At 65.5% G+C, this 25,577-nt stretch carries 19 protein-coding genes; 15 read left to right on the forward strand and 4 right to left on the reverse strand.

The window, feature by feature from the left end; genetic code table 11:
- Window position 1 precedes the first annotated feature (1 nt).
- The 7 genes from R2J75_RS09250 (at window position 2) to R2J75_RS09280 (ending at window position 5,532) form a co-directional block, all read left to right on the forward strand.
- On the forward strand, window positions 2-694 hold the full coding sequence (locus R2J75_RS09250; RefSeq protein WP_316411538.1) for a hypothetical protein: 693 nt from the start codon (window positions 2-4) through the stop codon (window positions 692-694).
- Between the two features lie 9 nt (window positions 695-703).
- Entirely contained in the window at window positions 704-1,453 is a 750-nt protein-coding gene (locus R2J75_RS09255; RefSeq protein WP_316411539.1) for a TrbG/VirB9 family P-type conjugative transfer protein, read from the forward strand.
- Window positions 1,454-1,465: 12 nt separating this feature from the next.
- Window positions 1,466-2,881, forward strand: coding sequence for a TrbI/VirB10 family protein (locus R2J75_RS09260; RefSeq protein ID WP_316411540.1), 1,416 nt, complete (start codon window positions 1,466-1,468; stop codon window positions 2,879-2,881).
- Window positions 2,878-3,480, forward strand: coding sequence for a hypothetical protein (locus R2J75_RS09265; RefSeq protein ID WP_316411541.1), 603 nt, complete (start codon window positions 2,878-2,880; stop codon window positions 3,478-3,480). Before R2J75_RS09260 ends, R2J75_RS09265 begins: the two co-directional genes overlap by 4 nt.
- On the forward strand, window positions 3,467-4,612 hold the full coding sequence (locus R2J75_RS09270) for a CpaF family protein (RefSeq protein WP_316411542.1): 1,146 nt from the start codon (window positions 3,467-3,469) through the stop codon (window positions 4,610-4,612). Before R2J75_RS09265 ends, R2J75_RS09270 begins: the two co-directional genes overlap by 14 nt.
- 167 nt (window positions 4,613-4,779) lie before the next feature.
- Window positions 4,780-5,088, forward strand: a complete 309-nt coding sequence (locus R2J75_RS09275; RefSeq protein WP_316411543.1) for a hypothetical protein — start codon at window positions 4,780-4,782, stop codon at window positions 5,086-5,088.
- A gap of 12 nt (window positions 5,089-5,100) precedes the next feature.
- Window positions 5,101-5,532, forward strand: coding sequence for a hypothetical protein (locus R2J75_RS09280; RefSeq protein WP_316411544.1), 432 nt, complete (start codon window positions 5,101-5,103; stop codon window positions 5,530-5,532).
- A gap of 179 nt (window positions 5,533-5,711) precedes the next feature.
- Here the strand turns inward: R2J75_RS09280 and R2J75_RS09285 are convergent, their stop codons facing one another.
- Together R2J75_RS09285 and R2J75_RS09290 are read right to left on the reverse strand one after the other, a co-directional pair.
- A complete protein-coding gene (locus tag R2J75_RS09285) occupies window positions 5,712-8,336 on the reverse strand; it encodes a hypothetical protein (RefSeq protein WP_316411545.1) in 2,625 nt (874 codons plus the stop codon).
- Window positions 8,329-10,008, reverse strand: coding sequence for a hypothetical protein (locus R2J75_RS09290; protein WP_316411546.1), 1,680 nt, complete (start codon window positions 10,006-10,008; stop codon window positions 8,329-8,331). The genes R2J75_RS09285 and R2J75_RS09290 overlap by 8 nt, the downstream gene beginning before the upstream one ends.
- 489 nt (window positions 10,009-10,497) lie before the next feature.
- Between R2J75_RS09290 and R2J75_RS09295 the strand changes: the two genes are divergently transcribed.
- The 6 genes from R2J75_RS09295 (at window position 10,498) to R2J75_RS09320 (ending at window position 22,923) form a co-directional block, all read left to right on the forward strand.
- Window positions 10,498-16,491: a P-loop NTPase family protein gene (locus R2J75_RS09295; protein ID WP_316411547.1), complete on the forward strand. Its 5,994-nt coding sequence runs from the start codon at window positions 10,498-10,500 to the stop codon at window positions 16,489-16,491.
- A gap of 625 nt (window positions 16,492-17,116) precedes the next feature.
- Window positions 17,117-17,587: a hypothetical protein gene (locus R2J75_RS09300; RefSeq protein WP_243332454.1), complete on the forward strand. Its 471-nt coding sequence runs from the start codon at window positions 17,117-17,119 to the stop codon at window positions 17,585-17,587.
- A gap of 181 nt (window positions 17,588-17,768) precedes the next feature.
- On the forward strand, window positions 17,769-20,702 hold the full coding sequence (locus tag R2J75_RS09305; protein ID WP_316411548.1) for a PAS domain S-box protein: 2,934 nt from the start codon (window positions 17,769-17,771) through the stop codon (window positions 20,700-20,702).
- 46 nt (window positions 20,703-20,748) lie between these two features.
- Entirely contained in the window at window positions 20,749-21,924 is a 1,176-nt protein-coding gene (locus tag R2J75_RS09310; protein WP_243332458.1) for a MalY/PatB family protein, read from the forward strand.
- A gap of 115 nt (window positions 21,925-22,039) precedes the next feature.
- A complete protein-coding gene (locus tag R2J75_RS09315; protein WP_316411549.1) occupies window positions 22,040-22,213 on the forward strand; it encodes a hypothetical protein in 174 nt (57 codons plus the stop codon).
- A 23-nt stretch (window positions 22,214-22,236) separates the two neighbouring features.
- The gene (locus tag R2J75_RS09320; RefSeq protein ID WP_279342195.1) at window positions 22,237-22,923 is read left to right on the forward strand and encodes a TetR/AcrR family transcriptional regulator; all 687 of its coding nucleotides are present in this window, start codon (window positions 22,237-22,239) and stop codon (window positions 22,921-22,923) included.
- 98 nt (window positions 22,924-23,021) lie between these two features.
- On the opposite strand, the gene R2J75_RS09325 is transcribed toward R2J75_RS09320, so the two are convergent.
- Complete coding sequence (locus R2J75_RS09325; protein WP_243332464.1) at window positions 23,022-23,486, reverse strand: DNA-binding transcriptional response regulator; 465 nt, start codon at window positions 23,484-23,486, stop codon at window positions 23,022-23,024.
- Between the two features lie 216 nt (window positions 23,487-23,702).
- Here R2J75_RS09325 and R2J75_RS09330 point away from each other — a divergent pair, with 216 nt between their 5' ends.
- Both R2J75_RS09330 and R2J75_RS09335 read left to right on the forward strand, forming a co-directional pair.
- Window positions 23,703-23,969: a hypothetical protein gene (locus tag R2J75_RS09330; protein ID WP_243332466.1), complete on the forward strand. Its 267-nt coding sequence runs from the start codon at window positions 23,703-23,705 to the stop codon at window positions 23,967-23,969.
- A 9-nt stretch (window positions 23,970-23,978) separates the two neighbouring features.
- The gene (locus R2J75_RS09335) at window positions 23,979-25,067 is read left to right on the forward strand and encodes a DUF3187 family protein (RefSeq protein WP_243332468.1); all 1,089 of its coding nucleotides are present in this window, start codon (window positions 23,979-23,981) and stop codon (window positions 25,065-25,067) included.
- A gap of 10 nt (window positions 25,068-25,077) precedes the next feature.
- Here the strand turns inward: R2J75_RS09335 and R2J75_RS09340 are convergent, their stop codons facing one another.
- Window positions 25,078-25,569: a hypothetical protein gene (locus tag R2J75_RS09340; RefSeq protein ID WP_243332470.1), complete on the reverse strand. Its 492-nt coding sequence runs from the start codon at window positions 25,567-25,569 to the stop codon at window positions 25,078-25,080.
- Window positions 25,570-25,577: the final 8 nt, after the last annotated feature.

Here is a 25,577-nt window from a genome sequence, read left to right on the forward strand (position 1 = left end):
CATGACCGACGCGCGCGACCTCTCCCCAACCCCGAAGACCCCGGCCCCCGGCGGCGACGACGCCTTCATCCTGGCCTGGGGGCGCCAGAACGCGGCCCTTGCCATATACCGCTGGCTGCTCCTGCTGCTCATGCTGGTCACCCTGACCCTCCTGGGCCTTGTCGGGTTCCTGGCCTGGCGCAACGAGCAGAAGACGGTCTGGTGCTTCGTGAAGGACAGCCTGGGCAACGTGGTACAGGCTGATCCTGACCGCTTCCTGCGTGCAGGCGAACCCCGTACCGAGGTGGACATCAAGGGCTTCACCCGGCGCTGGGTGCTGGACAGCCACGCCTGGACCCCCCTAGACGTGAAGGACAAGCTGAACCTCGCGCTCCGGGTCGTGGAGCCCAAGGCTCGGGAGGTGGTCAAGCGCGGCCTGCGCCTCGCGGAGCGCAAGGCCCTGGTGGACCGCGGTGTGAGCGGCCGGGTCCTGGACGTGGAGGGCGATCCGAGCCGCCAGCCCCAGGTCCTGATCCAGAGCCGCAAGCCGCTCTCGGTACTCGTCACCTTCGACACCACCCGGATCCTGCCTGACGGGCAGGAGGAGCCGGGCCGCCGCATCCTCTTCACCCTCTTCCTGAAGGAAGTCCCCCGCACGCCGGACAACATGGCCGGCCTGACCATCGTGGACGGCACCTTCCCGGGAGCCCTGTAAGGAGCCCCCGTGCGTCCTGCATTCGCCATTGTCCTTCTCTGCGCCGCCCTCTCGGCCCAGGACACCCAGAAGGTGCCCTACCTCCCCAGCCGGGTCTACAGCCTGCGCCTGATCCCCGGGGCCCCGGCCATGGTCGAGCTCCCCCAAGGAGAGACAGTCCGGAACATCTGGTACGACAAGTCGTTCTTCAAGGCGGAAAGCACCCCCGAGACCAACCGTGTGGTGGTCCAGGCCACCAACACCCCCGAGGCCATCGGCAAGATCTCTTACATCCACATCGAGACCGAGCCCAGCAACCTGCAGGTCTCCCTGAAGGTGGAGGGGGTCCCCGAGCGCCACGAGTCCCCCAGCGTCCTGCAGATCTACATGGACGGCAGCGACGAGGGCTCCCTGGTCAACGCCCAGGTCCAGCAGCGGGTGAAGCGCGAGACCCTCTACGCCCGGAAGTTCGCGGAGGACAAGGCCGCCGCCGACTTCCAGGCCTGGCGCCGGGACCTGCTCCAGAACCTGAACGACAACTACGCCTGGGGCGGCGACATGCAGATCGACCGGGTGGTGGACGACAAGGTCCAGACCTACGTCTACATGCCCGGGGCCAGCGACAAGGCCGTGATCGAGCTCCTCGACAGGGCGGGCAAGCCCGACAAGGTGAACTACGAGCTGGAGAACGGCAGCTACGTCGTCGCCAAGGTGCTCCGCCCCGGTGAGAAGCTGCACCTGATCCTCGGCAAGGAACAGGCATGTATCCGGTTGAAGTGAGGAGGCTGGCCCATGGACATCACCACCGAGAAGAAGGCTGGTAACACCGGCAGGGCCGGGCGGAACGGGATCATCGCCATGGTGCTGGGCGGCGTGGCCGGGCTGTCGTGCGTGGGGGCCCTCCTCTACAAGACCTTCCATCCCGCCCAGGCCGCCGGAGCCTCCGTCCGCAGCGCCGGCGAGGCCACCATCAGCGCCAAGGCCGACGCGGCCCGCAGCCGCGCTGAGGCGGGCATCCCCAGGATGCGCCAGGAGGAGGTCGGCACCGGCTACCAGTTCGACGCCCAGGGCAACTACCTGCCTCCCCAGGTGGACCCCCGGGATCTGCCCGAGAACCAGCCCCTGGTGACCCTGGAGGGCGCCCACGGGGGGCCCCGGCCCCAGATCGCCGCCGGGATCCAGCCTGAGGCCGCCCCCCGTTCCTGGAAGCGGGACGCCGAGCCCGCCGACACCGACCCGAACATGGCCCGGGAACGCCGGGAGGCCCGCAAGGAGGAGCGCCAGGACCTGCAGGGCTCCATGCTCGGTTACACCACCAGCACATCGGCCAACTGGGCCTCCCGGAGGGCGGCCTCCAGCGGCCGGAACCCCCGCCAGGGCGGCGAGGACGCCACCCCCGAGGAGACCCAGGCCAGGGCCACCACCCGTTCCATCGAGCGGCTCACCGCCATGGCGGAGAAGGCCATGGCCGGTGGTCCCGCCGAGGCGGCTCCCGCGGCCAAGCTCCCCGCCGAACTCGCCTCCCAGCCGGCGCCGCTGGGCGAGGTGGCCGATATGCGCATCAGCGGCGGCCAGGGCCCCGCCGTCACCGTCAGCGAGGGCAAGTTCCTCGACTGCGTCATGATCAACCGGGTCGAGTCGGACATCGCCGCCTCCCCGGTCATGGCCCAGGTGGCCCGGGACTTCGTCAGCCTGGACGGAAAGGATGTCCTGGTCCCCGCCGGCGCCAAGCTCTACGGCACCGCCGGTCGGGTCCAGTCACTGCAACAGGCGCGGCTCTTCATAACCTTCCACAAGCTGGTGTTCCCCCGCCGCGATCCCGGCGAGACCCCCAAGGTGGCCTACTTCCCCACCCGCCAGTTCCCGGCCATGGACAACCTGGGCAGCCTGGGCGTCCAGGACCGGGTGAACCGCCACCTGATGCTCCAGTTCGGCGCGGCCGTGGCCCTGGGCGTCTTCGACGGCCTCGCCGCCCAGGTGCAGAGCGCGGGCGCCGAGGACAACCCCACCGCCCGGGACCAAGTGCTGTCCCGCACCTCCCAGAACTTCACCAACGTGGTTAACGCCGTCATCCAGCGCTACGCCAACGTCCTCCCCACGGTGACCATCCGGGAAGGAACGAAGCTGAAGTGCTACTTCACCCAGGATGTCCTCTTCACGCCCTTCATGCCGACCCGGGACCTTTCCTGGGTGAGGCAGCGGCCATGAGGGCCTTACTGCTCCTGGCCGGCCTGGCCCTGGGCGCTCAGGTCCCTTCCTCGGGGGAACTCACCCCGGCCCAGGCTGCCGCCTTCTGGCAGCGGATCGGGGGAAGAGAGCCCTTCCTGGAATCGGCCGAGGCCCGTTCCGAGCCCCAGAGTCTGTACCGGTTCTTCCAGCTGGCCGACTACCTCCGCCTGCAGGGCAACCCCTCCATGGGCCACTTCGCTGACAGCGGGTTCCGGTGGACCGGCACCCGGGTGGCCTGGCTTGGCGTCAGGCCCGTGACCCCCGATGCTGCCCCCATCACCGCCCGGGCCTGGGATGCGGCCTTCCGTTTCCTCGCCAAGCGACGCCAATGGATCCTGGACCGCCGGGCCCCTATCCGCATCCGCGGCGCCTGCGTCGGCGCCGTTCTCGAGCCCACCCCCGGCCAACCCTTCCGGGGCGTCTGCATCGAGTTGCGCCTGGAGAGTCCGGAGGGCACGCTGCTCTACCGGTATTCGGTGGCCAAGCCCTCCATCGAAGACGCCGTGGGTGCCGCCCTGGACTGGGTGCTTTGCTGCGCGGGCGGCGCCGGCCAGGAGGTGCCCCATGGCGCTTCGTAACCCGGAACGCTGGGACGCGGCCCTCCTGAGCGCCCTGCACCCGGTCCGGGCGCTCCTGGAGGACGAGGGCATCACCGAGATCGAGGTGAACGGCTTCGACGATGTCTGGGCCAAGGGGGAGGGCATCCGCGGTCACGGCAAGATCCCCGGCGTCTTCTGGGCCGACCTCCAGGACTTCACGACCGCCTGCACCCGGATCTCGGATGTGATCCAGCGGCGCATCAACCAGGACCGCCCGGTCCTGAACGGACGCCTCCCGGGCGGGGAGCGGGTGAACATCGTCATCCCCCCAGCCTGCGAGAAGGCCTCCATGACCATCCGGAAGTTCCCCCGGGACACCATGAGCATGGAGAAGCTCCTGGAATACGGGAGCGTCAACGAGGCCATCGTCACTATGGCCCACAGCCTAGTGCAGGCGCGGAAGAGCATCATCGTGGGCGGCGGCACCGGGGCAGGGAAGACCAGCACCCTAAACGCCCTGTCCCGGCTGATCCCCCTGCACGAGCGGGTGGTGACCGTGGAGGACGCACGGGAGCTCCAGATCCAGAATCCCAACTGGGTTGCCCTGGAGACCGTGGAACCCTACCGAGAGGGCGTAGGCGCCGTAGGGATCGGCGACCTAGTGCGGAACTGCCTGCGCATGGCTCCGGACCGAATCGTGGTCGGGGAGGTGCGCGGGGACGAAGCGTTCTTCCTCATCCGGGCGCTGAGCAGCGGGCACGGCGGCGGGTTCGGCACCCTCCACTGCAACGATGCCCATTCCGCCCTGCGCCAGATGCAGCTCATGGCCCAGATGGCACCGGTCAGTGGGCTCAACAGCATGGTGGTGGCGGAGATGGTCGGCGAGGCCATCGATGTGGTCTTCCATCAGGCCTATGACGAGAAGGACGGCAAGCGCCGGGTCTCCGAGGTCCTCGAGATTGAGAAGCCTGGTGCCCTCATCCATGCCAACGGCAAAGTGGAATACCGCTTCCGGAGGCTGGTGGCCTGGGAAGCCCAGAGGCAGGATTGGGTGTTCCCTCAGCGGCCGAGCATGACCTTGACGACGGTCCTCCGCAGGCACGATCTGGACTGGCCACGTCCGAGCCTCGATGCCCGGGACATGCGGGGCACCGCCGGGGGATTGGAATGAACCCGTGGTCCCGCATCGCGGCCGTGGGGGCGTTGCTGTCCTTGGTCGCCGGAGGCGCCGCATCTTGCAATGCCATGCGAGTACGGGTGGGACCGGCGAGGACCACCGTTTCCCAGGCTGGACGAGACCAGGCCCTGATCCGGATGCTCCAGGGGGCCCGGAGGAGCGTGTACCTCCGGACCGAGGCCCTGGCATTAGTGCCGGCCGCCAATGAACTGGCCCAGGCGCTTCAGCGCAAGGTCTCGGTCTCGGTGGAACTGCCCATGGCGGCCAGCCTCAGTGGCGAAGGTTCCCAGTTGCCTCGGATCCTCATGGACCTGGGGGCTGTGGTCGTCTTCAAAAGTGACTGCGCCGGGAATTACCGCGGAACCCTTCTGGTTGTGGATGACCGGCAATTCCTATATTCAGCCTTGCCGCTCACTCTGAGTGCGCCGGGGGCCATGGTGTCCTACGTCGAGGGCGCGGTAGATCGGTAGAAGTGAGGTGGCATGCGCGTACTGGAAGTCCTGAGCGAGGTGATTGGAGACGGAATCGGCATTAGTATTCAACAGCGGTTGGTGCGGCTCATCTTGGGAAGGCCTGGCAGGATTCGGACTGGTGCTGACGATCACATGAGAGAAGCACGAAATTATACGGGAATTCCCTTCCAGCAATGCCAGATGCCACTCCATGGGGAATCGTCCCATTTGTCTATATTACGACTTCTCCAAATCGTGGCTTGTTTGAATTTTTCGGGATTCCTTAATCGGATGGTATTGGTACAGAAAGTTAAAAGGAAATCAGAAGCCCATCAACTTGTGCAGAAGGAAATGGCATTGTTCGATTGCTTCATGGTTTTCTTCCTTTGGATCAAGCTGCTCGTGAATCAATTGGCCTCATATTTGATAAATTATCTCCAAAAGGCATTTGAACAATTTTGAATTATCATCTGTCAACTTGAGCGAATCGCTTATCCTTATTCGGAGATCTCGTCTTTTTACGGTAATACTCGCATTGGGTTCAGCAGCTTGCGCTCAGATTAGGCACGGCTCCCCGAACGATACGCTGCATCGGCAGGTCGCGGCGATCATGCCGGGGTTGGGGGTCGATGATTGAATTTTCATTCGAACTGGTAACTTAATTTATAAAGCACATCACCAGCTCTCAACTCCATTTCCCCAGTGCGAAGGTTCCAGACCCTGAAGGACCGGACACTCTGGGAATTCATGGCGATACCGGGCTGGAAACGCCCATCCGCCCCCGGGAAGACGACTAGGTCCCCCAATCGGACCGGGCTATCCACCACGATGTCGGCGCCGTCGATGGAGCTCCGCACCGCTCCCGCCACCGCCAGGAGGCGCCGTAACCAGCCGCGGTAGGGTGCGCTGTCCTCCTTCCGGGCCAGGTCGAGGCGATCCGGGTCTCGGGCCAGGATCGCCTCGGCCAGCTGCAGCAGGGAGAGTTCGATCCTGGCCTGGAACTGCAATTCCGTCTTCCGTTCGCTGGACCAGGCCCCGGGGCTGGGCCTCGGATAATGGAAGCCCCGGCCGATCCGGAACAGCAGCCAGGTCGCCAGGGAGAGGGCTTCATCGCCCTGCTGCGAGTGCGCTCCGGATTGTGCCTCCAGGTGCAAGATCCCGTCCGGGCGCAGGGTTAGCAGCTCGATGCAGCGCTGCAGGGGCCCCCGCAGGGCCATGATGTCCAGCGGTCGGCCGATCCGCTCGGCCATGGCCGGGATCTCCTGAAGCAGGATCCGGTAGCGGATCCAGTACAGGATGCCAAAGGCCATCACGAGACCCGATCGCAGGGCCTCGGGGTCCTCCGGCTTGATCGGCGCGCCCAGCCATCCGGCCAGGGATTCCAAGATGCGCACGGCATGGGCGGTTACCGGGGATTCGCCCTTGCCGGAGGGCGCGACCGGCGCTCCCGCCTTGGCTGTATCGGGCATCGGGACCCCGTCTCCGTCAAGAGCGGCCTCGTCTTCCTCCTCGACTTCGAAATCCTCGTTCCGGACCCCACCGGCCATCCGGTCCGCACGATCGAGCAGGGTCGCGACCTTGCCATCCCAGGCCATGGCGGCCTCGAGATGGCGTTCCAGGGCGTCGAACAGGCGAGCCTGCTGATCCATGGGCGAGAGCAGCGTGGCGGGTCTGACGTTCGCCTCCGGCTCGCGGCCAAGGGCCACCGTGACCTCGACCGTCCCGCGCGTGGAGGCGGGGGTCGTTCGGGTGCCACCGGCAGCTTGGGCCCGCGGCAGCAGCGGCTTGGCCAGGATGACTTCGATGGCTCGCAACGCCTCGGCGTCGAACCCGTCCAGCACGATGGGAAACAGTTCCAAGATCTCCAGGGCGCGACCGACTGGGTCGTCCCGGGTCAGCGCCACTAGCCCCAGGGCTTCGCTCTGCACTGGGAGGCGCCAGCCTCGTCCGGCGACGTCCACCCAGAGGAGCTGATCGCCGCGGACCTCTGCGGCGAGGTCCAGATAAGCCTGGTCGCCCTGCCGGCGCCAGGCCGGGGCTTGCAGCTCCCGGCCGCCTGCATCCAGGATGCCGCCAAGGGCGGTCTCCCAGTCCGGCGCCGCCGACCCGGGCACCCGGATGCTGCGGCCTTCCAACCAGGCGACGGCAGGAACGGCGTTCCACACGGTCGCCTCGGCCCGCTCCCGGTCGCGCCTAGCCTTGGCCTGGATGGAGGCCGCCAGGACCCGCCGCCAGTCGTCCTCGTCCAGTTCTGGCTGGTCCCGGATGGCTTCCAGGTCCCGGGTCATGGTCGACTCCAGAGGCGCCTCCTCCCGGCGCAGGAAGACCAGTTCGGCATTTACGTTCCTGCCTTGCGCGTCCTTCAGCCAGGCGGGGCCGCTGGGGTTGGCCGATCCGGCCAGCCAGTGGCGACTGCCCCCGGCGCACTCGAACAGGACGCCCTTGCCGTGGACCAGGCGGGAAGACCCCGGGCCGAGGCCCCAGGTCTCAGGGATCCGGTGAAACCGCACGCGCGGGCCCAGGTCCCTGGCTTCCGGCTCTAGCAGGCTGAGGCCCGGCTGCACCGCGATGTCCCATTGGGTCTCGGGCCAGCGGGCCAGTAACTCCTTTAGGAAATGCAGCCCCGTATCGAAGTACGGGCCCAGGATGTAGCCCCGGGCCACGTCGCCCGGTAGCCGGTCCCGCAACTGCTCCCAGAGCCCTGGCCCCTGCGGGCGCGAGCCGAACAGGACCAGGTCCCCGTCCCACGGATCCAGCTCCGCCAGCCAGGGGTGGAGCTGCTGCATCTGGTCCAGCAGGTGGTTGACCACGGCGGGGGCCGATCCGGCCCAGGCGCGGACGAACCCCCAGGCCTCCTGGAACGGCCTGCGGCCAGAGTCCTCGCCGCCGAGGGTCCAGTGCCCGGTCAGTTCCAGGTTGCCTCCGTAGCCGCCCAGCGTCAGGTTGTGGCTGCCCACGTGGAGGCTGCCGCGCCGTCCGTCCAGCAGAAGGCTGGCCTTGGGGTGGAAGGAACCCTGCGCTCGGATGGGTAAGGCCATCCAGTACCGGCCCAGCAGGGTCGGCAGGTAGCCCTCTGTGACCATGGCCCGGCTGAACTGGCCCTGGTCCACCAGCACCAGGGCCATGCGGCACCCCCGGCCCCGCAGGTGGGGCAGGATGACCTGTTCGAAGAACTGCAGATTGATCCCGTAAGTTGTGAATACGCAGGTGTCCAGGTCGCGAAGCGGAGCCCAGGCAGCGAGGAGGTCCATCCGGTGTTCAGGCATGCAGCCCCCCTTCCCGGAGTAGGTCCCGGCCATCGGCGGTCAGCGCGCCTTCCGGGTCCAGGAAACCGGCCTCGAAGAGGAACTGGCAGGCGGTGCCCAGCCGGGGATAGGTCCAGGTCGGAACCGGCATTTGGTCCCTGGCCGCGGGCAGCAGGCCGTTCTCCACCGGCCGCAGCTTGAAGGTGTCCTTGCCGAACTCCTGGTAGTACTTCCGGTAGGCAACCCGCAGATGAGCTTGGGCGCCCCAATCCCGCACCAGAACCCGGAGCCAGTCCTCGAAGGTTGCGTCGGCCGCCTGCAGCGTCGCGGCCTGGGCGAAGGTCAACAGGTTGAGGTCCGCCGGATCGGTCAGCGCCTGGGCGGCGGCCCGGAACGGCAGGTACGGGTTCCCCGCCACCGGCAGGCCTCGGGCCAGGAGCGTGAGCAGCCCGCGGACCGCCAGCTCGACGCAGGTGCCCAGCTCCGGCGCCGTGGAGTGCACCTGGATCATAATGCGCGCGGCCAACTGCAGCTCGTGACCGTGCTGAAGGCGGTCGCCGAGACCGGGCAGAGCCCCCATGATCCGGTTCCGGGCTTGGTCGAGCGGATCGGCCAGGGGCGCGATCCTTTCCAGGTCGCCCCGGAAGGTTGCCAGGAACGTGGCGCAGTAGGCCCGGAGCGAGGCCGCGGGGGTGTCGTCCAGGGCGCGCAGGCCGGCCCAGAACAGGGTCTGCAGGAAGACAGCGAGCAGTTCGTGCCGCTGGTAGATCCGCCAGCGCTCCCGGGCCTCGCCAAATTCTGCGGGGAGCGCGTGCCCGGAGCCGTCCTCCCAGACCCCGGAATACATGGACCGCCTGAACGCGGTCCCGGGATCCAGCCGGTGCTCCTGGTTCTCAGGAGTGTGATGGATGGAAGCCAGCAGCAGGAGGAGGGTCTGCCGGCGGAGCTCGGCCCCTTCCCGCGCCGGGAAGGTCGGGCCCGGGAGGTTCAGCAGGAAGCTCCGGAGCATTGCCTGGATGGGCGGGGCGGAGCGCAGCCGACACGGGCAGCAGAAGTCCAGGCCGCGCAGGGTGGGCAGATCCACCTCGTCCTGGCAGATGGCCTGGAACAGGGTCTCGGCATCCAGGATCCCGCCCATGGTCTCGCCCAGGGCAATGCCGGGGCCCTTCAGGGTGCAGACCGGGCCGTTTTTCCACTCCAGGAAGCCCGCTTGGTCGAAGGTGGCCCGGTAGTACTGACCATAGCCGCCGTACCGGTTGCCGAAATAGCGGCCTTCCCGAGTCGCTCCTGGCAGGGCCAGGCGCGCCACCGGCAGCCGACCGAGCTCCCCACGATGCAACTGCTCCACGAGGGGGTTCAGGGTTCTGCGGCCGGTCATGTGGGCCCCGTGCGCCCGGTCCCCCTCCCCGGTATCGAGTTCATGAAGATGCGCGGCCGCGGCGGCGAGGATCTCGGCCCTGCGGATGGTCTGCTGGAAGCTGAGGGCCCAGCCAGCGTGCGTCCGGCGCTCGTGGTGGAGCGTGAGCCAAGGGTAGAACCCATAGGCCCACAACCGTTCCGTCACATTGGTGAGGCCCGGGAGCAGTTCGCTGTACATCCGGACCGATTGGGCAAGGACCCCCAGATGGTCCTCGCCCTTGATCGTGGTGAACGGCTTCACCCAGCCGCACTGGAAGCGGTCCGCTTGCGCCATGCTTGCCCCTGGATCGGTTGAATTCCTGATGCTACTCCGATTCCAGCACGGCTCGGTCCGCTCTCTGGCTAAACCGGACCTAGCTGATCGAATCCAACGGAGGGCCTTTTCATACCTCTCTCGCGGTTCGATCGCCCCGCACCAAGTGCAACAGGGTGAGCACCCAGGCCTGACTGGGCAGGCTGAACAGCCCACAGAGGAGCGGCCAGAAGGAGCCAGCGGCTTCCGGGCACAGCTTCCCCATGACGCCATGGATCAACAGGCCGGTTAGGACGTTGAGGCGTTGAACTGGCCTCTCAAATGGGCCGACTTTCCGGGGATGGGTCATTTTGTATGAACCAGAACACCTGCATCCGCCACTTCCATGGCCAACGCAGCAGGATAAGGACGGTTTCAAAGCTCTTCTTGGAGAGAACGTGGTGTTTGCGCTTCTGTGCAGCTGCCAGGTTTCCTGCTTGGACATAGGGGGAGCGACTATCATGAAGTGACATGACTAAAGCAAGCAAACCAATCCCTCCTGGAGAAGGTGAGCGACGAGCTCAGCGTGGCTACGTTCCGCAGTACGATGCCGCCTCCGCCGCGATCTATGCCGCATTGGACAGAGATGATCTGGTTTGGATTGGGCTGGCGGATCGTGGTGCAGGGATCGCAGACGATGTCGTGCTCGGATTGTCAGACCGGATTGTCGGGCACCAGTTCAAGACCTCCAAATACCCTGACCCCTTCCGGTTGGAATCACTCTTACTTGGCGCAGATGGACTTTTCCAGCCGCTCGTGAATGCTTGGGGCCAACTAAGGCAATCGTTCCCTGGCAGCAACGTTGAAATTAGACTTGTCACTAACGATATCCCTTCCAACCGGGACAAGCTAATCAAGGGATCCGAAGGTCACAGTGCAGCATTTATCCAGGATTTTAAGTTCCATCCAAGCTGGTCGCTTAATGATTGGCGCTTAACAAGATGGCAACCATTTGTCGACAAGCTCGCTGGGAAATCTGGTTTAAGCGAGGAAGCCTTCAATATTTTCTTTGGCGGGTTGCGAATCCTATGCGGTTCTGACGCGGATTTTGTTCATTATCATCGGTTGTCACCAGAGGGGGCCCGGCTTGCCCGCAAGATCGCGGATCTACTTCCGAGGCTTGTCGCAGATGCAAGAGATCGTGATCGTTGGACCCGAGCAGAGTTTCTTAAGGAACTGAATTGGCCAGACAGCTCTGCAATTCGCCGTTCGCATCAATTCCCTGTGGGGGCCTATGCACAGCGCAATTACTTGACCGAAGGGAAGCTTCGAGAAGCGATCAACGCCTTTGATAGCGGCTATGTTTCCCTGGTCGGACCCCCGGGCTCAGGTAAATCAACCTTACTCCAACTTTCACTGACAACCGAATCTGCACTCGTTACCATGCGTTACCTCGCTTTTGTACCCGGGGAAGGCCAGGGCGTGGGGCGAGGCGAAGCTGAGGGGTTCCTGGACGACCTTAACGCCCAATTTAGGCGCAGCGGCCTTGCCGGGATCCGCTTTCGTAATTCAAACCTGCACGAACGTCGGGAGCAGTTCGGTAGCCTGTTGAATCAGGCCGGGGAGCGGTTTCGAAAAACCAGCATCCGAACCTTAATTATCGTCGATGGACTCGACCATATCCCACGAGAAGAGCGGCCGGAACGATCCCTCCTGGCTGAGCTTCCCCTGCCTGAATCAATCCCTGCGGGTGTAATTTTTGTTCTTGGAACACAACGACTGGATCTTGATGACCTAAAGCCTGCTATTCAGGAACAGGCTTCACTCCCTCGCCGGCATGTCATTGTCGAACCGCTGGCTCGTGAGGCGGTGTACCGCATGGCCGATGCGTTCGGGCTTGGACCTGGCCTATCGCGTGAAAGGCTTTTTGCGCTTTGCCATGGCCATCCGCTCGTCACTCGTTATTTAATCGAAGCTCTACTTGGGGCTGACTCGGAACGCCAGGAGGCTTTGCTAAAAGGAGAGTTCGATTTCGAGGGCGATATCGAGACGGTGTACGCCTCCGCGTGGCGGGATATCAATGACGATAGTGATGCCCGTGATGTTCTGGGATATATCGCTCGTGCCGAGGGTCCGATTCCTCCCGAGCTTCTAGCGCGCGCTGTTTCCGACCAGGCTGTCGAGCGTGCCTTGGCTTCGACCCGGCATCTCCTAAGCCTTGGTCCACAAGGTTGGGAAGTTTTCCATAACAGCTTCCGGCTGTTTATCCTTTCCAAGCCGCGACTAAAATTTGGCAAACAAGATCTCGACTATTCACCTAGTATTTACCGGAATCTTGCTGAGCTCGCACGCATTGCTGGAGCCGATAGCCACCAGCGATGGCTTGAACTCAGATACTGGGCGCGCGCCGAGAGCCATTCAATGGTTCTTTCACTTGCCCAGCCAACCCGGTTCAGGAACCAGCTTTCCGATGGTCGGTCATCCGACGACATTCAAGCCGACATTCGCCTAGCTTTCGGGGCCGCGAAAGCGCTTGGTGGACCGATCGATGTTTTCCGCCTCCTGCTCGCCATGGATGAGGTCAAGCGAAGGTCGAGGGTCCTTGAATATGCGCCGGGTGTAGTGGACGCTTTGCTGGCAATAGGCGATATCGACAGCGCACTGGCATATACCGAGGCAAATGGGAGCAGGGAAGACAAGGTGGTTGATGCACTGCTAAGTGTCGGGGAAATCGACAAGGCACGTGCGGTTTTTCATAGAAACGAGCCACTAGAACAATTGCTTGGAAGCCGAACGAATGATCTCTATAGTCAGCAAGAAGAACTCCACCGATGGGCAGAACAAGTCTTTCACTTTCGAGATTCTGAACAGATTAACGAAGCTATCGAGCGCCTTACCAGGCTGGAGCCAGATCAGAGGTGGGATGCTCAGGATGTTGGTGCCTTCGGGGAAGAACTCCGGCTTACAGTGGCCCAGGCAGCTGCGGCAGCTCAACCAGACAGTGACCCTTGCGAGATTGCTCGGCAGTTGAAGGTTCAGGATACGTTTTTCCCATATTTACTTATCGAGGCGAGCTTAAGGGCATGCAAACGAGGGCTTGTCGGTCAGGCCCACGATCTCTTATTGCAAGCGGTGGTTCACAGCGCGTTTCTTGGGATACCCAACGGCTGGCGCCGACGCGCGGCGATGGCCGCAGTGGAACTCGGTGACACACAGATGGCTCGATCCATTTTCGCCAATTTGGTGTCTCCGGGAATCGCCATGATGGACGGGGAAACCGGCGGTGACGTATCAGAGGGTGTGGTTCGAGCTGTAATTGCGCATGCTGAATTAACAGCTATGTTGGGCGAGCCCCTGACCGAAGGAGCCCCCTCGAAGCGGTCGGTGCTCCGACCTCTTCAGCATCACGCCAGGGTGGTCGGAGCCATCCTCGGACGCACCCGCGTAGGCGATCCAATAGCTCAAGGTGAAGTTGCTCGCGCGACGCGGGATATGTTGACCTATTTGGAGCATGCAAGGCCTGATGGACCTGATGAGTTCTATGCGATTCATCAAATATCCTTTGCAGCCCCTGTACTGGTAAGGGCGTTTCTTAGAGCCGCCGCTATTTCTGGCGAAGCAGAATTTGCTGGTGTCATTGCTGAATTTGACCGTTCGTTTCTTAACCAAGATAGCGGGAATTACAATCGCATCAGCCTTCGTCGGGAGGTCGCTTCCGCAATCTACCGCTGGAACGGGGATGTTGAGGCTGCTTGTCAGAGACTCGAGCCTTTAGTTGCTGAAATTAAAGAGAATACCCCTGAGGCTCAGGCCGAGGAACTTGCTTCTCTGGCCACTGCCTTCGCGCACGTAGGCAACGAAGCACGAGCCAGAGATCTCATCCGACAAATTCATCGTGAAACACTCGGCTACGCACTCGCGCCCAAAAAGGACCCCCAATTCGAGATGTGGGAAGAGCTGTTTCAGCTCGCCAATGCTGCTAATCCAGACAACCGTAGGGAGCGCGTCGGGCTGATTATGCGTCAGCTCGCGGGAATGGCGGAAACTGAAGGAAGATCATCAGCCTACAGGATTTCAGCATCTGTGCTTACCGAGGCGGCGATGGTGGATGCATCGACCGGCTATGCTGCTGCGCGGATAATCTCCAAGAATGGAGTGCTTGGGTGGGATGGAATTCTGAATGCACTTCTTCTGGGTGTTGTCAGAAGGCGCCCAGACTTGGCAGGCCAATGCGCCATTACTTGGATGTCCCTCTCTCTGCCTTACTACAGGGAGCCTCACTATCGTCCTGGCAAACTCGGTGAGATCATTTCGGCTATCGTTGCTGCAGCAAATGAAAGCACTGTCGCGGCACTGGTTGAAACGCTGTGCGCAGCTATTGAGGCAGAGAGTCAATTGCAATCGAGGGCGGCGCTACTCGAAAGACTTGCCGAGGCTGCCAGTCCTAGAAACATTACCATTACAGCGCTCAACGATGCCTTGGTTCGTTGGCAAGCTGAAGCACCTGCCGAGCGGGACGTAACCACACCTATGCGCTTTGACGATGTTGCATCCCTTGATGAGCTTGAAAAGCGCTTTTTGAATGAAAATGTGGAACATCCAAACTACGAAGGGGTCCACGCATATGTGCGCCTGGCTCCCAATGCGGGCCTGGCCGAGGCGCGTGATATGTTTGAACGATGGCCCGCATTCCAGGAAGATGCGCGAGCCCGTTTTACCCTGGTTGAACAGGCATTCCGTCACGGTGATATCGGTTTGGCTCGTAGTTTGGTAGAGGCCTACCCTGGACACGCAGACGATCGCGCGAGCTGGGATTCTTGGTCGGGTGCAGGCAAGCTGAACTACTACCAGGGTCGCTTGAAGTTGGATGGTGCACTAGTCCACCGCAAGGCATTCAACGACTTGGTTGAGGATCTCGCGGCCGGTAGAGGTTACACATGGTCGATTTTACTCGACCATGAAGCCATCTTCCGCACAATCACTCCTGCGCCTGATTGGCCGGCTATGTGGGAGTGTCTCGCCGAGCAGTTGAGGACGACGCGAGAGCATGCCTTTGGTAAGCCTTTCGAAGTGTCTAATTGCCTGCGAACTGACGAAGAGTTAATCGTCGAACTACATCGATGGGCACTGTCGCTTGCGCTTCCCGAGTTGAGAAGACATTTCCGAGATGGGGCCCTTCGGCTGCTGTCTGCAGAGGGTGGCGCAGCCGTTTTCGAGCTGCTGGCCCGCACCCTTCTTCAGGGGGATGCCGATGAGCCGATCGAGGGAATGCAATTACTTTTGTCTGCTACTGACAACATGGCGGTTAGGGAGTTGGGAGAGGCCATCGCGAGCTTCGCTGACCACCCAGACTACGCCGTAGCGGTCGGAATGGCTCGCCTTTCCAGGGCCTGGGGGCGACCTATTTTAATGTCGCATGCCGATCTCCCACCTTTGTACCAAATCCATTTGGACGAAAATCGGGGTGGCTTTGAACGACCGACCTTGATCGATCCGATTTCTGGTGCTATGCGAGTAGAAGACCCTTTAGGTTGGACTTTCCCTTTTTCTGCCGTGATCAAAATGCTTTCTAGAAAAGGAGTGTCGATCGACCACATTCGACTTCGATGCCGGGAGCTTATCAATAGCTGGGGCGGGCTCGAAGTATTTGGCCAAGCTGCAACAGACAAGCTAAAAGCCGAGCTTGCCTGCCTCGACATGCGCTTGACCTATTCAAGGCCTCACACCATCGTCGCCGCCCGGGCTATTCGCTACGTTGCAGGCGAGATGCGGCGTGCTGGATTGATAAACGAGCGTGATGAGCCATGGTTGCTTCATATGATGGACTACCCAGCCGTTCGACTTCCGAACCTACGACCAACTGCTAGACCGCCTTATATCCAGCGACCTTCAGTTGATCGGGCCTCCTGGACTGAGGAAGAGCAGAGATGGATGAACGACGTCCACGCTGACGTTCAACCGCTTCTATCTGGGGGAGACACCGTCATAGCAGAAATCGTAAGGTTCAATCGCCGCTACATCAGGAAAGAGTTCACAATGGAGCGCATGCGCGCCCCATTCCTGGATATAGGCTCTGGGGGAGACCTATTTTCTTGGGTTCACAAGCTCCCAGAAGCGACGTGGATAGAAGGTTGGCTTTTAATACCAGATGGGCCAGCAACAACAATCGTGCGACGGTTTTCCGAATCATTTATGCCAGGGATACCAAGCGATATGCTTGTTATTTGTCCACTTTGGCTAGATATTCTTGCGTGGCAGCAACACCCAGAGAACTGGATGTCCTACATCGATAGGACCGGCCGGATTGTTGCGAAAGTGCTTTGGTGGAGGGACGGTGGGCCTGTTGATATAGGCCAAGACAACATGTGGGGTGAAGGATTCCTTGTGATTGTTACACCTGAAGGACGTGCCCAGATCGATACTGTGATCAGTCCATTGACTGTGAAGGTGCATGCGCGTCGCACGCATTCCTCTGAAGGCAATCCTTCGGCGATAACCGACCAAAGAGCAAGCTCAGTAGAGTAATCTTCTTCTCTTGATCCACAGAATTGTCCGACGATCGCTTAACAGGAAAAAGGAGCCTATGCTTCAAACGTGCGCGCCTGACCTGTCTTGCCAATGCGATTGTGGCCAAGGTTTTCACCGGTCCTGACCGCGCTGCACGGGAAGGGGGATGGGCTGAATCTCAGCGGCGGCAATTGTTTCAGTGCCTCGGCGCAGATCAACACCATCCCCCCGCTTGTCACGTAAGCCTCCTGACCACCTTGGATGGCGGCCTGGGGTGGTGTGACTCTGAAAACATACAAGGCGCAGAGCAGAGCGCGCCGGGCTGTCTCGGGACAGAGAGGCTTGCCTTTCCGGGTGGAGAACAGCAGGGGCGGCGTGGGCCGGTCGTACTTCCAGTAGTTCCGCAGCAATTCCAAAAGCTTGGGACTGAGCATGACCATGCGCTGGCCGCAACCCTTGGCATGGCGGACGAGACCGGACCACCCGTGTTTGCAGGCTTCCTGCTGGCCTGGGGCGCGTGCCAGACTGGGGGTTCATCTCCTCCAGGTTCATCTCCTCCATTCACGGCCCGGGCGCGCTGGCGCGGGTTCCCCTCCATCCGGCTTCCCGGGCCGGTCCTTCCAATCCTGGGACGAGGCTGCGCATGTGGAACAAACTGCTGGATCTGTGGGCCTACTGGGACTGGTTCATCTACCGGCAGGCCCCCCCCCGCGCGAACCGCCGGACGTTCTTGTTCAACTACCAGAAAGGGAGTGTCGAGGGGATCTTCCCCACCCTCGGGCTTTGCGGCGCCAGCGGCATGGTCATCAACCTGTACGGGGCGCGGCTGCCGGAAACAGCCAGGACGCTCCTGATCTTCGTTCCCATCGGGCTGATGGTGGTCCTCGCGCTCCTGGGCCAGCGGCGAGGGCGGGAAAAGCGGGCGGAATTCGAACATTTCGATAAACGCCTTGTTCGAACATACGATCGGTACGTCTGGATCTTCGCCCTGTCCTGCCTGGCCCTCTTCGTCGCGTTCATCGTCCTCGTGACCCAGCATCCCTTCCCGCACGCTCGGGGCCGGGGGGACGGCCCCCGCGCCGCCAACCCGGCGTCCCCGACGCGCAGGATCTGAGCCGGCCGGTCTCCCCCAGGGTTGGGGGGCCAGGCCTCCTGGGGGTCGACCCGGCCCCGGCGGTTCGGCCCCGGGATGCTCCGCGGCTCCCTCCGGCCGGGCCCGCCCTCCCGGAATCTCCCGCTTCCCAAAAGCCGCGGTCCAGGCCAGCATGTATGAAATTTTCAAGGCCCCTGGGTCCATGCCTCTCCTGAACCGCATCCCCATCAAGAGCCAGCTGCGGCTGGTGGTGCTGATCATGGGCCTGCCCATGGCGGGCCTGATCCTGTTCCTGGGGTTGAAGGCGCGGCAGCGGGCCGTGGAGGACGCCACCCGGGACCTGGCCCGGCTGGGGGACGCGGTGCGCGCGGAGCAGGCGGGGCAGGTGGCCTCCACCCGGCAGCTCCTCACCGTCCTGGCCCACCTGCCGATCATCCGGAACCGCGAGGCGAAACCCGTCGCCCGGCTTTTCGAGGATCTCTGCGCCCGGAACCCCGCCCTCTCCAACCTCGGCGTGGCGGACCGCTCGGGCCGGGTCTGGGCCGCCGCCGTGCCCTCCAGCGCGCCCTTCCAGATCGGCGACCGGCGCTATTTCCAGCAGGCGCTGCGCCGCGGGCGCCTGGCCTCCGGGGAATACGTGGTGTCCCGGGCCACGGGCCGGCCCAGCCTCAACTTCGGCTTTCCTGTCGTGGACGCGGCGGGGCAGGTCACGGACATCCTCTCCATCGGCTTCCACCTGGAGAGCTTCAAGGGGGTCCTGGAGCGGAGCCGCATGCCTTCCGGGGCCATCCTGACCTTCGTGGACCACCGGGGCGTCATCCTCTACCGGGCCCCGGACGCCCTCGGCCGCGTCGGCACCCCCTTCGACGCCAGGACCATGGCCGAGATCCAGGGCTTCCCGGACGAGGAGATCCACGTCGGGCGCTCCGCGCTCCTGGGGGAACGGCGCATCATCCTCACGTACAAGCTGCGCCTGGAGGGGGAGACGGAGCCCTACCTGATCATCCGGGGGGGCATCCCCCTGGACGCGGTGCTGGCCGGGGCCAACCGCAGCATCCTGCGCAACCTGTCCTTCATGGGCCTGGTGTGGCTCCTGGCCTTCCTCGCCGCCAACGCCGTGGCCAAGCGGTCCATCCTGGCCCCGGTGGGCACCCTGCGGGAGGCCTCCCTGCGCCTGGCGCGGGGGGAGGGCCGCGGGGCGATCGCGGACCGCATCCAGGGGGGGGAACTGGGGGAGCTGGCCGCCACCTTCGACGACATGGCCCGGCAGCTGCGGCATCGGGAGGCCGCCCTCGAGGAGAGCAACGCGCGCCTGGAGGCGACCCTGGCCCTGGCCTTCGACGGCTACTGGTCCAACGATGCGGAGGGCCGGATCCTGGACGTGAACGACGCCTATTGCCGCATCACCGGCTGGAGCCGGGAGGAGATCGTGGGGCGCTTCATCCCCGAGTTCGATGTGCTGGATTCGGTCGAGACCGTCCGGGAACGCATCGCCCTGTCCCGCCGGGAGGGGGTGATCCAGTTCCGGTCCCGGCACCGGAAGGCCGACGGCTCCCGGGCGGAGGTGGAGGTGCGGGTGGCGCTGGATCCCCGCACGGACCGCTGCCTCTGCTTCTTCCGGGACATCACGGCCGCCCTCCGGGCCGAGGAGGCGCTGCGGGCCTCGGAGGAGCGCTTCGAGGTGGCGTTCGAGGCCAGCCCCGACGCCATTTCCCTCTCCACCCTCCAGGAGGGCCGGTACCTCCTGGTCAACGAGGGCTTCTGCGCCGTCTCCGGGCGCACCCGGGAGGAGGTGGTCGGCCAGTTGGCCGTCGACCTGGGCATCTGGCTGGATCCCCAGGAACGGGATCAATGGGTGACCCAGCTGCGGGCCTCGGGGCAGGTGGCCTCCATGGAGGTGCGCCTGTGCCGGAAGGACGGGACGCCCTTCGACGCCCTCCTGTCCGCGCGCGTGATCCGCCTGGGGGGCGAGGACGTGTGCCTCTCGGTCACCCGGGACATCACCCCGCTGAAGCGGGCCGCGGCGGAGCGGCGGCGGCTGGAGGCGGAGCTGGACCACTTCCAGAAACTGGAGAGCCTGGGCCGTCTGGCGGGGGGCGTGGCCCACGACATGAACAACACCCTCGCGGCCATCCTGGCCGTGACGGAAGTCCTCCGCATCCAGCGCGCCGGGGACGCCGCGCTGATGGGCTCCGTGTCCCTGGTGGAGCAGGCCGCGGGCCGCGGCCGCGAGATGGTGAAGTCCCTCCTGGGCTTCACCCGCAAGGAGATCACCCAGCCGGTGCCGGTGGACGTGAACGCCATGGTGCGCCAGGAGATGGGGCTCCTGGACCGCACCCTCCTGAAGAAGTACGAGCTCGTCATGGACCTGGCCGAGGACCTCCCCGCCATCACCGGAGAGCCGGGAAGCCTGGGCGGAGCGCTGATGAACCTGTGCGTGAACGCCGCGGACGCCATGCCCGGGGGAGGCCGGCTGCGCATCGTCACCCGGCGGGGACCCGCGGGCTGGGTGGAGCTGGTCGTCGAGGACACCGGGGAGGGCATGACTCCCGAGGTGCTGCGGCGGGCCATGGAGCCCTTCTACACCACCAAACCCACGGGGAAGGGCACCGGGCTGGGCCTATCCCAGGTGTTCAACACCGCCCGGGCCCACGGCGGCTACCTGCGCCTGGAGAGCGAGCCCGGGCAGGGGACCCGGGCCATCCTGGGCCTCGCCTGCGACAGCGGCCCGGCCCCGGCGGCCGGCTCCGGCCCCGCGCCCCGGGAACGCGCGCCCATGGACATCCTCCTGGTGGACGACGAGGATCTCATCCGCAGCGCCCTCCCGCCCCTCCTGGAGGCCCACGGCCACCGGGTGCGCGCCGTGCCCGGGGGCCGGGAGGCCCTGCGGGAGCTGGACCGGGCCGGGGCGCCGGACCTGGTGCTCCTGGACATGAACATGCCCGAAATGAACGGCCTGGAGACCCTGGGGGCCATCCGGGCCCGGTTCCCGTCCCTGCCGATCCTGGTGGGCACCGGGTACCTGGAGCGGGAGGCCGAGGAGGTCCTGGAGGCCGATCCGCGGGCCGGCGCCATCACCAAGCCCTACACGGTCGAGGAGATCGGCCGCGCCCTGGACGGCCTGGAGGCGGGGTGAGGGCGGGGCCCTTGCCAGGGGCCCTCCCGCGCGTTCTCCTGGAAGCATGTACACGCCGTTCCCGCCCCCCGAGACCCGCCGCGCCACCGACAGCCTGAAGTGGAAGGCCTACGCCGGCGACGTGATCCCCCTCTGGGTGGCCGACATGGATTTCGCCGCGCCGGAGCCGGTGCTGGACGCCCTCCGGACCCGCCTGGACCACGGGATCCTCGGCTACACGGACCTGGCGGGGGCCCCGGAGACGGGTGCGGCGGACCTGCGGGAGGTGATCGTGGCGCGCCTGGCGCGGCGCTACGGCTGGGAGGTGGCGCCCGAGGCGCTGGTCTTCGTGCCGGGCGTCGTCACGGGGCTCAACCTGGCCTGCCACGCCCTCGGCGGGCCCGGGGACGAGGCGGTGGTCCAGCCTCCGGTGTACACGCCCTTCCTCCACGCGCCCGGCACCGCCGGCATGGCGCGCCGCGACGCGCCGCTGGCGAGGGACGGGGACGGGACCTGGCGCATGGACCTCGACGCGTTCGAGGCGGCCCTGGGGCCCAGGACCCGGGCCTGGCTCCTGTGCAATCCCCACAACCCCGTGGGCCGCGCCTGGCGCCGGGACGAGCTCGAGGCCGCGGCGGAGCGCTGCCTGCGGGCCGGCGTTCCCATGGTCTCGGACGAGATCCACTGCGACTTGTTGTTTGAGGGCCGGACCCACGTGCCCCTGGCCAGCCTCGGGCCGGAGGTGGCGCGGCGCACCATCACGCTCATGGCCCCCAGCAAGACCTTCAACATCGCCGGCCTCACCTGCAGCTTCGCGGTGATCCCCGATCCGGACCTCCGCCGCGCCTACCTCCAGGCCCGGCGGGGCCTCGTGCCCTGGGTGAACCTCCTGGGCGTCGTGGCGGCCGAGGCCGCCTACCGCCACGGCCAGCCCTGGCTGGACACGGTCATGGCGGAACTGGAGGCGAACCGCGCCGCCCTGGCGGCGGCCATGGGGCGCGACCTGCCGGGGCTGGCCATGGCCGCGCCGGAGGCCACCTACCTGGCCTGGATCGACTGTCGGGGCGCCGGCCTCGGCGAGGACCCGGCGGGCTTCTTCCAGGCGCGGGCAAAGGTGGCCCTCATCGGCGGCGAGACCTTCGGGGATGAGGGCAGGGGCCATGTGCGCCTGAACTTCGGCTGCCGGGGCGAGCTCCTCCAGGAGGCCCTGGCGCGCATGGGGGCGGCCCTGCGCGCGCGCTGAAGCCGCCCCGGACCTGGAATGCTCAAACCCCCCTTGACAGGACCCGGTTCGATGCCTAGCTTAGATTGGACGATCGATCAGGATCCTCGGGTCGAAGCATCGAAAGGGGCAGCCCATGCGCACCAAAAAGCAGTCGGAGACCCCGGTCCAGCGGTTCCAGATCTTCTTCCGGGGCAACCATCTCGGCTGGATCCACCGCGCCTCCCAGCGGGAGGCCATGCGGGACGTGCGGGACATCTTCCCCCTGGACGACCTCACCCTCGTGCCCGTGAGGGAGGAAGGGGCGTGAGCCAAATCCGCCAGGGAGCGGGTATGCTAGGCCAAAAAGGACCCGCCTTGGACACAAAGACCGCCATCCTCCACGCGGCACTCGCCTGCTTTGCCGACCACGGTTATGAAGGAACGAGTATCCGCATGATCGCGGAGCGCGCCGGCCGGCCCCTGTCCCTCCTCGCCCACCATTTCGGGAACAAGGAGAACCTCTACGTGGAGGTCTTCCGGTACCTCTTCGAATGGTCCATGTCCTCCACCCCCGAGGCGCGGGAGCCCCGGGACGCGGCGGAGGCCGCCCGGTTCCTCCGGGAGGAACTCCACCGCACCTTCAAGGACATGGTCCAGAAGCATGAGGACAAGAATCCCCTCCGGGAGCAGGGCACGCGCCTCTGGCTCCAGGAGATCCGGGAGCCCCGGCCCGCGCTGCACGACCTCATCCGGAACTTCGCCGGGCCCATGGCCACCACGATCCGCAACTGCCTGACGGTCCTGCGCCCCGACCTGAACCCGGACGAGATCGCCTTCCTGGGCGCCTCCATCATCGGCCAGGTGGTGGGCCACGGGTTCATGGCCGGCCTCAACCGCATCATCTGGGGGGACCGCCCCCTTCCGCCCGTGTTCCAGGGGGCCGAGATCCTCGTGGAGCAGACCTTCCACGGGCTGCTGCGCGAAGGGGCGCCCGCGCCCGTCGCGGCCCCGGCCCGGACCCGCAAGGCGAAGGCCTAGCGGGCCCCGGATCGGTTCCAGGGACGTCCCCCGCGCGCGGAACCAAGGGGCGGCAGGGAGCCTTGCCCTGCGTCCAGGGCCGGAGGCGCCGGGCGGGGTCAGGCCTCCCGGCGCAGGGGCGGGAATCCGTAGTCCGGCCGGGCGGGGCGGGCCTGGGCCAGGGCCGCGCGGAGGGCAGGGCCGAGGCCCGTGCCGTCCAGGGGCAGGGGGAGGAGCCCCGCCACGTTCGCGGGCAGGGGCAGGGTGGGCTCGATCCCGGGGGCCACGCAGAGGATCACCGGAAGGTCGCCGCGGAGGCGGGCCACGTCGGCGGCGAAGGCCAGGCCCTCCGGGTCCGCCCCGGCCAGGACCAGGTCCACGCGACCGGGTCGCGCGCCAAGCCAGCCGAGGGCGGACCCGGGGTCGGAAAAGGCCTCGCAGGGGTGGCCCAGGGCCTCCAGCACCGCGACCGTGAGGTCGCAGAGGGCCGGTTCGCCGTCCACGAAGAGGACCCTGGGGCCCTGGGGAACCGCGTCGAAGCGGGTGGACCGCTGGATCAGGCGTCGGGTGGGGATCAGGGCCATGGTGCCGCCGGGGTGCCGAGGTTGCAAGGATCGGACGATCGTTCAAAACCGTCCCTTCCATGAACCATAATTCCAGGTTTCAACTTGTCAAGGTGCATCGAAGGGATCTGTGGCATGGATCAAGGCCTCGATGGGATCTGGCGGTTTCGTGTTGACAGGACCCCGGGGGGGCAGGATGCTTAGATTGAACGAACGATCAGCACCTTCGGGGGCCCCATGAACGGAACGGTCAAGCACGTGAATCCTGGCACCCGCGCCGCGGTCATCCTCCTGGAGACGGGGGACTGCATGGTGGCCAGCCTCCGCAAGCCCGGGGGCCTGGAGGCCGGCGATCCCGTGGAGACCCAGGGCCTGTGGCTGGGGGACCGCGGCGAGATCACCAACCTCCGGACGGGACGGGCCTGTGCTGTCACCATCCTGTCCATCTCGCGGGACGAAGGTTTCGCCGAGAAGGAAAGCGACGACCCCGAACTGACCGCCTGAGGGGGGCGCGTGACGCGACGCCTCGCCGCGGTCCTCGTCGCCCTGGGGCTGGTCGGGCCCTGCGCCTGCGCGCAGGAGGCCTGGCCGGACCCGGGTCCTCCGGCCACCCGGGACCTCTTCCCCCTCAACCTCCTGCCGCTCACGTACCGGCCCGCCTCCGCCGTGCCCCTCCGGGCCGGGGAGACCCGGGTCGCGATGCAGGTGATCCGGGCGAACACCTTCGAATTCTCGGATCTCATCAAGGATCACCTCGCCCATGAAACGGGGGGCCGGACCCCCGTGACGCCGGCCATGGTCGCGGCCCTGGCGGCGCAGACGTCGTCGGAACCCCTCCTCTACTACTTCGACGGGGAGGTGCAGCGCACGGATATCCACATCGGCCGCGGCGTCGGCCGGGACCTGGAAGTGGGGCTCACCTTAGGGTGGCAGAGCCTGGACGGAGGTTTCCTGGACGGGCTCATCGAAGGGGTGCACCGCCTGGGCTTCGAACAGACGGGCCGGGGCGCCATCGCCCGGAACCAGCTCACCCTCGTGGTCCTCCAGCGGGGCGAGGTGATCACCTTCCGCCAGAAGCCCATCCGCTTCCAGGCCACGGATCCGGTGCTGAGCTTCGTCTGGCGGGCCTGCGCGCGGGACGGCTGGTCCCTCTCCGCCACCGGGGCCCTCCAGGTGCCCCTGGTGAGCTTCGAAGGGCACATCCGCACGACCTGGGACTTCAGCACCGGGCTCCTGGTCCAGTCGCCGGTCCGGGACGGCTGGTCCTTGAACGGCGGCGTGGCCTACCTGCGGCGCGGCACCCAGGGCGGCTTCCGCGCCGCCAATCCCTTCCTCGTGAAGGACCAGGCGGCGGGGCACGTGGGGATCCAGTACGAAGGCTGGCGGCGGGTCCGCCCCTACCTGGTGCTGCTGTACCACGATGGCCTGCTGGTGGGCCGGACCTCGGCGGCCCTGGACCAGCCCGCCCTGAACCACGACCTGGGCGTCCACATCCGGATCGCCCGCAACGCGGCGCTGACCCTGGGCTACATCAACAACATCACCCACAACGAGAACACCGCGGACATGGCCTTCGAGGTCCGGGTGTCGGCGAAGTTCTGAGGCGGGCCCCTCAGCCCTTCCAGGCCAGCCCCTCCACCTTGAACACCCGGCCCGCCTGGTCCACGGCGATGCCTTCGGCCTGGGCCTCGCCCCGGGCGGGCCGGCAGATCTCCAGCTTCAGCCAGCCCCCCTGGAAGCCCTCCATGTCGAGGCGGACGTGCCCCTCCTGGCGGATCACGTGGGTGCCGTAGTAGCCCTGGCCGAAGACCCGGTCCCAGGCGGGGGCGAGCTCGTCGTCGGCGGGGGCCTTGATCCAGCCCGGCGGCATGGAGAGGCCGTAGCTGCGCCCGTCGGGGAGGTCCGCGACGATGGTCGCCAGCTGCTGGCCGTGGCGGAAGGAGATCCGGCAGTGGACGGGGCGCGTGTCGGGCCCGCCCTGGGGTTCCAGGACGAAGGCGGTGGTGCTGCCGGCCGTCGCCGACGCGGCGGTCGGCGCCTGGTGCCTGCACCCGGCCAGGGTCAGGAGGGTGGTGGAAAGAAGGACGGCTGCGCTGGAATGCATGCTATATC

The organism is Mesoterricola sediminis, from assembly GCF_030295425.1.
Taxonomy (GTDB): Bacteria; Acidobacteriota; Holophagae; order Holophagales; family Holophagaceae; genus Mesoterricola; species Mesoterricola sediminis.

Coding starts and splice junctions, on each gene's coding strand:
- R2J75_RS09250 (WP_316411538.1), top strand. CDS start 2: ATGACCGACGCGCGCGACCTCTCCCCAACCCCGAAGACCCCGGCCCCC.
- R2J75_RS09260 (WP_316411540.1), top strand. CDS start 1,466: ATGGACATCACCACCGAGAAGAAGGCTGGTAACACCGGCAGGGCCGGG.
- R2J75_RS09265 (WP_316411541.1), top strand. CDS start 2,878: ATGAGGGCCTTACTGCTCCTGGCCGGCCTGGCCCTGGGCGCTCAGGTC.
- R2J75_RS09270 (WP_316411542.1), top strand. CDS start 3,467: ATGGCGCTTCGTAACCCGGAACGCTGGGACGCGGCCCTCCTGAGCGCC.
- R2J75_RS09280 (WP_316411544.1), top strand. CDS start 5,101: ATGCGCGTACTGGAAGTCCTGAGCGAGGTGATTGGAGACGGAATCGGC.
- R2J75_RS09285 (WP_316411545.1), bottom strand. CDS start 8,336: ATGCCTGAACACCGGATGGACCTCCTCGCTGCCTGGGCTCCGCTTCGC.
- R2J75_RS09290 (WP_316411546.1), bottom strand. CDS start 10,008: ATGGCGCAAGCGGACCGCTTCCAGTGCGGCTGGGTGAAGCCGTTCACC.
- R2J75_RS09295 (WP_316411547.1), top strand. CDS start 10,498: ATGACTAAAGCAAGCAAACCAATCCCTCCTGGAGAAGGTGAGCGACGA.
- R2J75_RS09300 (WP_243332454.1), top strand. CDS start 17,117: ATGTGGAACAAACTGCTGGATCTGTGGGCCTACTGGGACTGGTTCATC.
- R2J75_RS09305 (WP_316411548.1), top strand. CDS start 17,769: ATGCCTCTCCTGAACCGCATCCCCATCAAGAGCCAGCTGCGGCTGGTG.
- R2J75_RS09310 (WP_243332458.1), top strand. CDS start 20,749: ATGTACACGCCGTTCCCGCCCCCCGAGACCCGCCGCGCCACCGACAGC.
- R2J75_RS09315 (WP_316411549.1), top strand. CDS start 22,040: ATGCGCACCAAAAAGCAGTCGGAGACCCCGGTCCAGCGGTTCCAGATC.
- R2J75_RS09320 (WP_279342195.1), top strand. CDS start 22,237: ATGCTAGGCCAAAAAGGACCCGCCTTGGACACAAAGACCGCCATCCTC.
- R2J75_RS09325 (WP_243332464.1), bottom strand. CDS start 23,486: ATGGCCCTGATCCCCACCCGACGCCTGATCCAGCGGTCCACCCGCTTC.
- R2J75_RS09330 (WP_243332466.1), top strand. CDS start 23,703: ATGAACGGAACGGTCAAGCACGTGAATCCTGGCACCCGCGCCGCGGTC.
- R2J75_RS09340 (WP_243332470.1), bottom strand. CDS start 25,569: ATGCATTCCAGCGCAGCCGTCCTTCTTTCCACCACCCTCCTGACCCTG.